The following is a 12,525-nucleotide window of genomic DNA, read 5'->3' on the forward strand; positions in this document are numbered from 1 at the left end:
TTATCATTTAAATCTAACAAAAATGACAAAGAATTCTAAAATCCTTTACACGTTTACAGACGAAGCTCCAATGTTAGCTACGTATTCTTTTTTACCGATAGTTCAGGCTTTTGCAAAAACAGCAGGTATTGATGTAGAAACAAGAGATATTTCGTTAGCTGGACGTATTTTAGCTAATTTCCCAGAATTTTTAAAAGACGAGCAAAGAATTGGTGACGCATTAGCTGAACTAGGAGAATTGGCAAAAAGTCCAGAAGCAAACATTATTAAATTACCGAATATTTCTGCTTCTATTCCTCAATTAAACGCAGCTATTAAAGAACTACAAGCACATGGTTTTGCAGTTCCTAATTATCCTGCTGAACCTAAAAACGACGAGGAAAAAACAATTAAAGCTACATACGCTAAAATTTTAGGATCTGCTGTAAATCCAGTATTACGCGAAGGTAACTCTGACCGTAGAGCGCCAAAAGCAGTGAAGAATTACGCAAAGAAACACCCACACAGTATGGGAGCTTGGGCAACTGACTCGCAAACGAGAGTGGCTTCAATGTCAGAAGGTGATTTTTATGGTTCTGAAAAATCAGTTACACTTGCAAAAGATGGAAAATTCAAAATTGAATTCATTGGTGCAGCTGGTACAACAAAATTATTAAAAGACTATGCTTCCCTTTTACAAGGTGAAGTGATCGACTCTACTGTATTAAACTTAACTAAACTAAAAGCATTTGTTTCTGAATGTAAAGAAGAAGCAAAAGCGAAAAATATTCTTTTCTCTACACACTTAAAAGCAACTATGATGAAGGTTTCTGACCCTATCATTTTTGGAGCTGTTGTAGAAGGTTACTTTGCGGATGTTTACGCTAAATACGCTAGTGTATTTGCTGAATTAGGGATTAGTCCAAACAATGGTTTAGGTGATTTATACGCTAAAATTGCAGGACATGCTCAAGAAGCTGAGATTAAGGCAGCTATTGAAGCAGCAATCGAGCAAGGACCAGCAATTGCCATGGTTAACTCCGACAAAGGGATTACAAACTTACACGTACCTTCTGATGTGATTGTTGATGCTTCTATGCCAGCGATGATCCGTACGTCAGGACAAATGTGGAACAAAGCAGGTCAACAACAAGATACTTTAGCAATCATCCCAGATCGTTGTTATGCAGGTGTATATGAAACAGTAATCGAAGACTGCAAAGTGAACGGTGCTTACAACCCAACAACAATGGGATCAGTGCCAAACGTAGGATTAATGGCTCAAAAAGCAGAAGAATACGGTTCACACGATAAAACTTTCCAAGCAGATGCTAAAGGAGTAATCCGCGTTTCTGATGAAAACAATACCGTTTTCTTTGAACAAGCAGTGGAAGCTGGAGATATTTTCAGAATGTGTCAGACGAAAGACGCTCCGATTCAAGACTGGGTTAAACTAGCAGTTAACCGTGCGCGTTTATCAGAAACACCTGCAATCTTCTGGTTAGATGAAAATAGAGCGCATGATAGAGAGTTAATCAAAAAAGTAAACGAATACTTAAAACAATACGATACTACTGGATTAGACATTCGCATCTTAAGTCCAATCGAAGCTACTAAAGTAACCGTTGAACGCATCCGTCAAGGATTAGATACAATTTCAGTAACAGGAAATGTATTGCGCGACTACTTAACCGATTTATTCCCTATCTTAGAAGTAGGTACTTCTGCAAAAATGCTTTCTATCGTTCCTTTGATGAACGGAGGAGGGTTATTCGAAACTGGTGCAGGTGGATCAGCTCCAAAGCACATCGAACAATTCATTGAAGAAGGTTATTTACGTTGGGACTCTTTAGGAGAATTCTTGGCATTAGGTGCTTCATTTGAACACTTAAGTCAAACACAAGATAACGCAAGTGCAATGGTATTAGCTGAAACTTTAGATGAAGCGACGGCTAAATTCTTAGACAATGACAAATCACCAGCTCGTCGTGTAGGCTCTATTGACAACCGCGGATCTCACTTCTACTTAGCTATGTATTGGGCTGAAGCACTAGCTGCTCAAACAAAAGATGCTGGGTTACAAGCTAAATTTGCTCCAATTGCCAAAGCAATGGCTGAGAATGAAGCGAAGATTAATGAAGAATTAATTGGCGCGCAAGGAAAGGCACAGCAAATTGGTGGATACTATCAAACCAACCCTGAAGCTACTGCAAAAGCAATGCGTCCAAGTACTACCTTAAATACAATCATTGATTCTATTGCGTAATCCATACGCATAAGCATAAAAAAAGCCACTATTTTTTACTAGTGGCTTTTTTGTTTCCATAACTCAGCCAGGATGAGTGCACCGAAGCCATTTTTCAGCCTATTAGAAATACATTTTTCTCATTTAAAAACTATAATTACAAAACATAATTAAAATAAATTGGAATTAAAAATAATTTAATTCATATATTTATATGTAATTTTAAATTAAAATCAAATAAAAACCTACTTATTATTTGAATTATATACATATAGTCCGTATCACATGAATTAAAAAACCAACCCCATGAAAAAAAATGTGAAAATTTTGATTGCAAGCCTCCTCCTCTTGAGCATTGGCTGTCAAAAAGAGGAGCAAGAGGAAGTGAGAAATTATGCTGAAGATGCTAGGATATTACAAGATTTTGTAACCATTGACACGCAAAATTTAGCCTACAATTTAAATCTAAATGCTAAAAGTGATTTATTGCAATTAATACCATCCAGCAGTGTGAATCAAGTAGAAACAGTTTCAAATGAACATTTGGATCGGTTTAAGCACGAAATAAATGAGTTAAATTCCTTTATAAAAGATGAGATAAGAAACGGTGCTGCCTATGTTGAGATGTAGACAAATAGCAGTAGCTACTTCAAAGAACTAAATACGGACAGGATTCAGATTCGAAGCTCAAAAGAGAATGTTGCACACACAGATACAAAGCGACAAACTCTATCTCAAATGGGCAGTGTCTTTTTTTATAGAACTGGTGAAATTTCATCTCCTGATTATTTTATAGGAAAGGATCATATCGATGCACAGATTGATATTAATGGGCCAACGAGCAGTATTTCAGCGACGCTATTATGCAGCACAGGAACAAGTCCTCAAGGCTCAACAAGCAACCCTTCCTTACTAGTAATCACCTCGATGACGGGATTTTATTCTGGAAATTTAAATTGGATCAATACTCAATCGGGAAATAATGTTACTTGGGCTTTCCAGGGAAAACTCAACACTTCTGATTTTTCGGTATCTGGTTATACCCGTCTTACAGATTAACACCTATCTATTGCTTCGATAAATAGCTAAATTGATCGCATCTTATTTCTACGTGTTTAAGATTATTAAAAAAAAAGAACTGTTTTTCAACAGTTCTTTTTTACTTTATTATTTCACTCCCAAATAATTACTTGGTGTGATTTGTTTTAACTCGGATTTAATGGCGTCACTTACCAATAAAGTATCGATAAAATTGTGAATAGAATCCCTGTTAATTACAGTATTCGTACGTGTCAAATCTTTTAATGCTTCATAAGGGTTTGGATACCCTTCTCTTCTTAAGATTGTTTGAATTGCTTCTGCTACTACTGCCCAGTTTTTATCTAAATCTTCGGCAAATTTATCTGCGTTTAACAGCAATTTATTCAATCCTTTCAACGTAGATTCAAAGGCAATAATCGTATGTCCCATTGGTACACCAATATTTCGCAATACCGTACTATCCGTTAAATCGCGTTGTAATCTCGACAGGGGAAGTTTAGCTGCTAAATGCTCAAAAATGGCATTGGCAATTCCTAAATTTCCTTCTGAATTTTCAAAATCAATTGGATTTACTTTATGTGGCATAGCTGAAGACCCTATCTCACCTGCTTTAATTTTCTGTTTGAAATAATCCATGGACACATACGTCCAAATATCGCGATCTAAGTCAATTAAAATGGTATTGATACGCTTTAAAGCATCGAAAAAAGCTGCAAAGTGATCGTAATGTTCGATTTGGGTTGTTGGGAAAGAATACTTTAACCCTAAACTCAATTCAACGAAATCCTCTCCAAATTGCTTCCAATCATTTTGAGGATACGCTACATGATGCGCATTGAAGTTTCCTGTTGCACCACCGAACTTAGCGGCAAAAGGAACATTATTCAACAGGCGTAATTGTTCTTCCAAACGCTGTACAAACACGTTAATTTCCTTCCCTAAACGCGTTGGGGAAGCTGGTTGTCCATGTGTTCTTGCCAACATAGGAACATCGCTCCATTCTTGACCTAATTCCTTCAGTTTGTTTACTACAGCTAAAAACAAAGGCATATACACTTCGTGGAATGCTTCTTTCGTCAATAATGGAATAGACGTATTATTGATATCTTGAGAGGTCAATCCAAAATGAATGAACTCTTTGTACTGTTCTAATCCCAAACGGTCAAAAGCATCCTTGATAAAATACTCCACCGCTTTAACATCGTGATTGGTTGTCTTTTCTTTTTCTTTAATCCAAAGTGCATCTTCCGACGTAAAATCTTTGTATAATTTTCGCAATTCTGGAAATAAAGTTGGAGAAATACCACTCAGTTGTGGTAGATTGTATTCGCATAATGCAATAAAATATTCCACTTCAACCAAAACTCTGTATTTGATTAGCGCTTCTTCTGAGAAATACTGTGCTAATGATTGGGTTTTACCTCTATATCGACCGTCAATTGGCGATATAGCATTAAGTTCTGTAAGCATCATTTAGATTGTGTTGTTAAGAAACAAAGATAATATTTTTTTTGTTTTTTGGCTTTTGACTTTTGACTTTTGGCGCAGTCTGTCAACTGTCAACTATATCGCTTTCGACCATTCTTTAATTGCGTCTTTATTCATTTTTACATAGTCGAGGTTATTCGCTTTTTCAGCTAAATCCAGTGCTATTTTTGCTGTAGCTACTGCTCCTACTTTGTCCCCTGCTTTGGCTTGGATTTGCGATTTTAATCGAACAAAATAGTAAGGAACGCGTTCACCTGATTTATCAATGGCGCTATTAATCCAAGATAATGCTTTAGATAAATCTTTACCTGTCAAATAGAAGTACTCTGCTGCTGCGTAGTAATCCACGACTTTAGGCCCTTCAAATGTCTCAGTAATACTTTCCATTGCCAAGTGATCTGTAGGTACTTTAAAACGCACAGGAACAAGGGTTCTTTCCCACATAATTTCCAAATCAGCATAATCAATATTTACATTGTTAATAGCCATGGTAAAGGTTTCAAACTTGCGGTCTAGGTTTTGTACTTTCACTTTGGTAGACAGGGCAATATTTGCCTCGTTCCATTTTTCTGGTAATCCCCAGTTGTTGGTCTCTTTATAGAAAATTACTTCCCACTCCTCTACTTTGGGAATGGTATAGATGGCATAGGATCCTTTTTTCAGTACTTTACCGTCAATTTCAACGTCATTGTTAAACGTTACCACCGTATTCATATTTGCTCCAGTACGCCATAATCTTCCATAGGGTACTAAGTCACCAAATACCAAACGTCCGCGCATATTAGGTCTTGAATAGTCTATCTTGACATCAGTCAACCCAACTACTTGGTGTATTTCAGACTTTGTACTCGTTGGAGGTGTCTGCACCTGTGCCTCTGCACTTGATAGTGCAAACACAGCTAAACTTGTAACAATAAACTTTCGTATCATTTTTAGATGTATTAAATAGTCAACTATACTTTTTTTTCAAGCATACAATGTATCAATTAATCGCCTGATAATGTCTTAAAATAAACAAAAAAAAGCGATTGAAATTTCAATCGCTTTTTTATATGGCTTGGATTATTTTCCTTTTTGGATACCGCCATCCAACCAAGCTTTGTACTCTTCTACATCTGGTGTATAGCCTACAGGCTCAGACAAACGTTGTCCATCTGCATCTAATACGATATAGTAAGGCTGGGCATTGGCATGGTAGTTTTTCATTTGAAAATCGCTCCATTTATTTCCAATTGTCTTGATTTTTTTACCCGTTGTTTCCGAAATATACTGTTCGTTTTCAGGTAATTCTTTTTTGTCATCGACATATAGAGAAATCAAAACTACTTCATTTTTCAATAGTGATAAAATAGCAGGATCTGACCACACATAATCTTCCATTTTACGACAGTTTACACAAGCAAATCCGGTAAAGTCAAGTAAAACGGGTTTATTCACTGATTTAGCATAGGCCATTCCCTGTTCATAATCAGTAAAGGCTACAATATCATGTGCGCCGTATTTTGCTCCTTCAGGCAATATTTCCGCAGTAGAACCGCCACCGCCATTTCCTTTACCCCCTACACCGTAAGGGCTTTCGGAATATGTCATTGGAGGAGGAAATCCAGAAATAATTTTCAATGGTGCTCCCCATAAACCTGGAACTAAATAAATGGTAAACGTCGTTACAAACAACGCCATAAACAGACGTCCTACAGATATACTATCCATTGGGCTATCGTGTGGTAACCTGATTTTTCCAAATAAGTATAAGGCCCAAGCTCCGAAGATTGTAATCCAAATCGCTAAGAATACTTCTCTTTCTAACCAGTGTGCTTGCAATACAAGATCGGCATTAGATAAGAATTTAAAGGCTAAGGCTAACTCTAGGAATCCCAATGACACCTTTACTGTATTTAACCATCCGCCAGAACGTGGCATTGAATTTAACCAGCCTGGGAACATAGCAAATAACATAAATGGAAGTGCTAAGGCCAACGAGAATCCCAACATTCCAACAATAGGTGCAATTCCACCTTTTGAAGCTGCTTCTACTAGTAGTGTACCTACAATAGGTCCTGTGCAAGAAAAAGAGACAATAGCAAGAGCTAATGCCATAAACAAAATTCCAATTATTCCCCCTCGATCTGCTTGTGAATCAACTTTATTCGCCCATGAATTGGGTAGCATAATCTCAAATGCCCCCAAGAAAGACGTTGCAAAAACAACCAATAACAAGAAGAATATAATATTGAAATATACGTTCGTTGACAGTGCGTTGAGTGAATCTGCACCAAAAATTGCCGTTACAATTGTTCCCAATACCACATAAATTAAGATAATGGATAAGCCGTAAATAATAGCATTTTTAATTCCTTTGGCACGTGTTTTACTCTGTTTGGTAAAAAAGCTCACTGTCATTGGAATCATTGGAAACACACAAGGGGTCAATAAAGCCGCAAATCCAGAGAAAAAAGCTAAGATAAAGATGGTAAACAACCCTCTTTTCTCTTCTGTTTTAGGTGCTTTTTCTGTCGAATCATTGGTTTGATCTGCATCGCTTTTTGCAGCGGCAGCTTTCGTTTCATACGCTTCGAAGTTATCTACTTCAGTAACTTGTAAGGTTTTTAAATCATATACAAACAAATTACTTTGGCTGATACAAACGTCTAAACAAACCTGATATCCTAATTCTACTTGAATATTAGGCGTGTCTGCATTCGTTAATTTAATGTCTTGTACCAGTTGAACAGGTCCTACAAAATAGGTTTCATCTACTTCAAAGATGTCGTTATAAACGGTTTTGGTTTGGCTTTCTTTTGCATCACCGACTAGTTCATAATTTCCTTCGATGTTGTTATATAAAAATTCAGTTGGCAGGGGTCCTCCATCAGCTGTATATTGGGAGTACATGTGCCACCCATCTTCGATAATACCATTCCATGTGATGGTATATTCGGTATCGGATTTCTTCTCAATTTTTGTGGTCCACTTCGCAGGATTTTCCATCATCTGCGCTTGAACACTAAAAATAGACACAAAGAAAAATAGCAAATAAGCTAATTTTTTCATACGGTTAATTTAATTTTTAAAACATTAGTAGTTGTATTTCTTACTTTAAATCGTTCATCCATTCGACTTCCAATAATCCATACAATGGTTTCACCAGAGCATAACACCCATAGATTTTCTCTTTCTATTTGGGTCATTTTCTCATCTTTTACATATTTCGAGATCCGCTTTGTTCCCTTCATCCCAAAAGGCACAAAATAATCTCCTTTTTTGGGTCTGCGAATAAGCAGTGGAAACTGCAATTTATCTCGATCGAGATACGCACATAACGGATCCGTTGTCAGTTCAATTTTAGTTCTTTCATAATTTTTTGTTGTTAAGTGTATTGGTTGTTTAATGGTTTGGTTCTCTTGTACGTAATACGAATCTTCTACTAGCTCAACCACTTTACTTTTTGATCGCAACAAGAGGTAGCCTCTATCTTTAATCAAGCAGTAGTGTTCTGCTAGAATTTTCTTTCCTGTTTCTGCTTGGACCAAATCAGCGATATCGCTCCAAGCTTTAAAACCGTAAGGTTCGAGCCATTTGTACAAATAAGCTTTAGGCAAAGACAATTCGCTTAATTCTTTTAATGGGAATAACATATCATCCCCTTGTTTAATCACCACCTTTTCAAACATCATCGCACTCGCATCTTCACTCATCTGATGTGTTTCTTTCAAATAGGTTATTGTTTGTTGAAACGACTGATCCAATTGGTGGTTAATTTCCTTAAAAACAGGCAAGATATTTTTTCTTATCTTATTTCGCAAATATTTTGTTTGCGCATTTGTATAATCTTCACGCCAAACCAGTTGATTTACTTGAGCATATTGTTCAATTTCCTCTCGTGTAAACGCTAGTAAGGGCCGCCGAATATAGTCAAAACGCTCGGGTATCCCCAATAATCCTTCAATTCCGGTTCCCCTAGAAAAATTAATAAAAAAAGTTTCCATTGAATCATCCAAGTGATGTGCTGTCAGTAAAAATTTATACTTTTCACTTGTTATAAGTTCTTCAAACCACTGATACCGTTGTTCTCTTGCTGCTACTTGAATGGATACTTTCTGTTCCGTTGCGTAGTGTTGGGTATCAAATTCTTGCACGAAAGCAGGTACATCTAACTGTGCACACAGGGATTCAACGAATTGTTGATCCAAATTACTGTCTTGTTCTCGCAAGTGAAAATTACAATGGGCTGCAGCAATATCTAGCCCTATACGATGACATAAATGCAGTAAAACGACGCTATCAACTCCACCGCTGACAGCGATTAAAAGTGGGTGCTGGGTTAATTCAGCAAAATTTGATTCAATGTGTTTTTTAAACTTTTTTTCCATGGGTACCTCAACATAGCTAAACCAAAATAGGGTCTAAAAAAGAACTTTTATCCACAATAATTTAGCAAGGTTCAAAAATACCTATTTTTTCACGAAAAACGTGTACAATACATTCATTTCTGTGCATAAAAAAACCACAAATTTGAATTTGTGGTTTTTATCTTATTCTAACTCAAGAGCGGAATTTTGGGAATAGGTTCTCCATTTTTCAATGCAAGCCACCATATCTTGTGGAACTTCGGAGTCAAAGCGAACATATTCTTTTGTAATGGGATGTTCAAAACCTAGCGTTTTAGCGTGTAGCGCTTGTCTTGGCAAGAGCTGAAAACAATTTTCGACAAACTGTTTGTACTTGGTAAAGGTTGTTCCTTTTAGGATTAAATGTCCTCCATAACGTTCATCGTTAAAAAGGGTATGACCAATGTATTTCATGTGTACACGAATCTGATGGGTACGCCCTGTTTCTAATCGACAAGAAACTAAAGTGACATAACCAAAACGCTCCAAAACCTTGTAATGCGTAACGGCCCATTTTCCTTTTTCTTCATCGTTAAAAGCAGCCATTTGCATGCGATCTTTGACATGTCTACCGATATAGCTTTCAATTGTTCCTTGATCTTCCACCACATTACCCCATACCAAAGCAATATATTCTCTTTCTGTTGTTTTTTCAGCAAATTGGCGTTGCAACTCTGTCATCGCCCATTCTGTTTTTGCTATAACAAGTAGCCCACTCGTATCTTTATCGATGCGGTGTACCAATCCTGGGCGTTCACTACTGTTTAAAGGTAAATTATCAAAGTGATAGGCCAATGCATTAACCAAGGTTCCCGTGTAATTTCCATGTCCTGGATGTACGACCAAACCTGGTTCTTTATTCACCACCAACAAGGCATCATCTTCATAGACAATATTCAGCGGAATATTTTCTGGAACAATAATATTTTCAAATGGCGGTTGTTTCATCAATACACGCACAACATCCAACGCTTTTACTTTGTGGTTGGATTTTACGGCTACATCATTAACAAAAATATTTCCATTTGATGCGGCCTGTTGAATCTTATTGCGCGTGGCATTTTCAACTAAGTTCATCAAAAATTTATCTACGCGTAAAGGCGCTTGTCCTTTACCCGCTTCAAATCGAAAATGTTCATACAATTCATCTTCTAAATCATCGAACATTTCATTTACATTCTCTTGCATAAATTACGTTGTCTTAATCAATATCGGGTGCTACATCTAGTTGTTCTGCAGAAAGTCCAGCTTTACCATCCCCTAAAACGAAATCAATCTTAGAGTTCTTCACAACTAAATCTCCTTTTTTTAATTTTTTCCCATTTTGATGAATTTCCAAAACAACATCTTTGCCAATAAAAGTGGCATATGATTTTGTTCCTTCTTTCAATCCCATCGAAACGATTGTAGACCTTGCTTGTCTGTATGTCAATTGCTCTAATTCAGGCAAAATTACTTTACCATAACCCGAAGCGTTAATCTTTACGTAAATTTTTCTATTCTCTTTGACACTTGATCCTGGCATTGGATCTTGTTCTAATACAGTCAAAGGCGGATAGTTTTTATCGTAATCTAACGTATCTAATACCACCATACGCAATTCGTTTTTATCAATCACCTGCTCGGCTTGGAACGTATCCAATTTAATTAAATTAGGCACTTCAATTCGCTGATCGTGATTGGTGGTTATTTTCAACCATTTCAAAAGGCCTACTACACCCACAATGGAGATTACGATGGCCACTGCCAGGGAAATTAAAAAGCTCTTGCTTTTCAAAAATTGAAATAATTTCATACGATAGATTTTTGACAAAGATATAAAATCGAAAAGATTTTTTGTTTCTGTGTTTTGTTATAAATTTGTTTTAAACAATTTTATCCAATTCTTTTAAAAATCTAACTTCAAACATTCTTGGTCTATGAAGCACGTAGCAATAATTATGGGAGGCTATTCGAGTGAATTCGAAATTTCACTAAAAAGTGGTCAAGTCGTATTCGATACTTTGGATCGCACACAGTACACGCCATACAGAATCCATATTTTTCGCGATAAATGGGTCTATGTAGATGAAAACCAAGAGGAATTCCCCATAGATAAAAACGATTTTTCTGTTGTGTATAAGGGACAAAAAATAACTTTTGACGTTGTTTTTAATGCCATACATGGAACACCTGGAGAAGATGGTTTACTTCAAGCGTATTTTGAGCTAATCAAAATGCCTCACACCTCTTGTAATGCCTATCAAGCAGCATTAACAATGAATAAAAGAGATATGCTATCAGTATTGAAACCGTATGGAATTAAAACGGCTATTTCCTATTATTTGAATGAAGGAGATGACATCAACCCTGAAGAAATCATTCAGCGTGTAGGTCTTCCTTGTTTTGTTAAACCCAACCGTTCTGGGTCGAGTTTTGGTATTTCTAAAGCTCATACAACCGAAGAGCTACTTCAGGCGATTGAAGTTGCTTATAAAGAAGACAATGAAATCTTAATTGAGAGTTTTTTAAAGGGTACCGAAGTTTCTGTTGGAGTTATTAATTATCAGGGAGAAGTTATGGTATTGCCTATTACAGAAATTGTCAGCGAGAATGACTTTTTTGATTATGAAGCGAAATACTTAGGAAAATCACAAGAAATAACTCCTGCACGTCTTGACGAGGCAGTCAAAGAAAAGATTGAAGCTATTGCGATCAAAATCTATCGCATTCTAAAAATGGACGGATTTTCGAGAAGTGAATTTATTCTTGTAGATAATACACCTTTTTTACTGGAGATGAATACAGTTCCCGGATTGACAAGAGAAAGTATTTTACCTCAACAAGCTGCAGAAGCGAATATTTCACTGCCAGACTTGTTTGGTAATGCAATTAACTTAGCTTTGCAGAAATAAAGACTCCCAAAGTATGAGAAGAGCAGTTTTACCAGGATCCTTTGATCCAATTACTAATGGGCATTACGACATCATTAAAAGGGCTTTACCCCTCTTTGATGAAATTATCATTGCTATTGGTGTGAATGCGGACAAAAAATATATGTTCAGTTTAGAGGAACGCAAAGTTTTTATTGAAAAAACCTTCGCTGGCGAACCCAAAATAAAAGTAGAAACCTATCAAGGATTGACAACCGATTTTTGTCACCAGAAACAAGCCCAATTTATTTTAAGAGGCTTGAGAAACCCAGCTGACTTCGAATTTGAGAAAGCAATTGCGCATACCAATCGCTTCTTAACCAAGATTGAAACAGTATTTTTACTAACTGCTGCAAGTACGTCTTTTATCAGTTCCAGTATTGTACGCGATGTCATCCGAAATAACGGAGAGTATACCAAACTAGTTCCCGCACCAGTAAGGATCTAATGAACATAAAAAAAGATGCCCATT

Annotated in this window: 11 protein-coding genes; 5 read left to right on the forward strand and 6 right to left on the reverse strand. The window is 36.6% G+C overall.

The features are described 5' to 3' along the window. The first annotated feature begins 22 nt into the window (after positions 1–22). The 3 genes from ACPDHL_RS06610 to ACPDHL_RS06620 all read left to right on the forward strand — a co-directional run bounded on the left by ACPDHL_RS06610 (position 23) and on the right by ACPDHL_RS06620 (position 3,283). The gene (locus tag ACPDHL_RS06610) at positions 23–2,245 is read left to right on the forward strand and encodes an NADP-dependent isocitrate dehydrogenase (protein WP_430532000.1); all 2,223 of its coding nucleotides are present in this window, start codon (positions 23–25) and stop codon (positions 2,243–2,245) included. 285 nt (positions 2,246–2,530) lie between these two features. After that, positions 2,531–2,854 carry a hypothetical protein gene (locus tag ACPDHL_RS06615; RefSeq protein ID WP_430532001.1) on the forward strand — a complete coding sequence of 108 codons (324 nt, stop codon included), beginning with the start codon at positions 2,531–2,533 and terminating at the stop codon, positions 2,852–2,854. Between the two features lie 108 nt (positions 2,855–2,962). Further along, positions 2,963–3,283, forward strand: coding sequence for a hypothetical protein (locus ACPDHL_RS06620; RefSeq protein ID WP_430532002.1), 321 nt, complete (start codon positions 2,963–2,965; stop codon positions 3,281–3,283). Between the two features lie 108 nt (positions 3,284–3,391). Here the strand turns inward: ACPDHL_RS06620 and purB are convergent, their stop codons facing one another. From purB to ACPDHL_RS06650, 6 genes are all read right to left on the reverse strand, one after another. After that, the gene (gene purB / locus ACPDHL_RS06625) at positions 3,392–4,735 is read right to left on the reverse strand and encodes an adenylosuccinate lyase (RefSeq protein WP_430532065.1); all 1,344 of its coding nucleotides are present in this window, start codon (positions 4,733–4,735) and stop codon (positions 3,392–3,394) included. Between the two features lie 93 nt (positions 4,736–4,828). After that, positions 4,829–5,683, reverse strand: coding sequence for a DUF2911 domain-containing protein (locus ACPDHL_RS06630; RefSeq protein ID WP_430532003.1), 855 nt, complete (start codon positions 5,681–5,683; stop codon positions 4,829–4,831). Positions 5,684–5,815: 132 nt separating this feature from the next. Beyond that, positions 5,816–7,804: a protein-disulfide reductase DsbD family protein gene (locus ACPDHL_RS06635; RefSeq protein WP_430532004.1), complete on the reverse strand. Its 1,989-nt coding sequence runs from the start codon at positions 7,802–7,804 to the stop codon at positions 5,816–5,818. Continuing rightward, complete coding sequence (gene tilS, locus ACPDHL_RS06640) at positions 7,801–9,123, reverse strand: tRNA lysidine(34) synthetase TilS (RefSeq protein ID WP_430532005.1); 1,323 nt, start codon at positions 9,121–9,123, stop codon at positions 7,801–7,803. Before tilS ends, ACPDHL_RS06635 begins: the two co-directional genes overlap by 4 nt. A gap of 162 nt (positions 9,124–9,285) precedes the next feature. Next, positions 9,286–10,329, reverse strand: a complete 1,044-nt coding sequence (locus tag ACPDHL_RS06645; protein WP_430532006.1) for an RluA family pseudouridine synthase — start codon at positions 10,327–10,329, stop codon at positions 9,286–9,288. Positions 10,330–10,342: 13 nt separating this feature from the next. Beyond that, positions 10,343–10,936 carry a PASTA domain-containing protein gene (locus ACPDHL_RS06650; RefSeq protein ID WP_430532007.1) on the reverse strand — a complete coding sequence of 198 codons (594 nt, stop codon included), beginning with the start codon at positions 10,934–10,936 and terminating at the stop codon, positions 10,343–10,345. A gap of 124 nt (positions 10,937–11,060) precedes the next feature. Here ACPDHL_RS06650 and ACPDHL_RS06655 point away from each other — a divergent pair, with 124 nt between their 5' ends. Together ACPDHL_RS06655 and coaD are read left to right on the forward strand one after the other, a co-directional pair. After that, positions 11,061–12,035: a D-alanine--D-alanine ligase gene (locus ACPDHL_RS06655; RefSeq protein WP_430532008.1), complete on the forward strand. Its 975-nt coding sequence runs from the start codon at positions 11,061–11,063 to the stop codon at positions 12,033–12,035. 13 nt (positions 12,036–12,048) lie between these two features. Next, positions 12,049–12,501, forward strand: coding sequence for a pantetheine-phosphate adenylyltransferase (gene coaD / locus ACPDHL_RS06660; protein WP_430532009.1), 453 nt, complete (start codon positions 12,049–12,051; stop codon positions 12,499–12,501). Positions 12,502–12,525: the final 24 nt, after the last annotated feature.

The sequence above is a fragment of the Myroides sp. C15-4 genome (genome assembly GCF_050522745.1).
Classification (GTDB): Bacteria; Bacteroidota; Bacteroidia; order Flavobacteriales; family Flavobacteriaceae; genus Flavobacterium.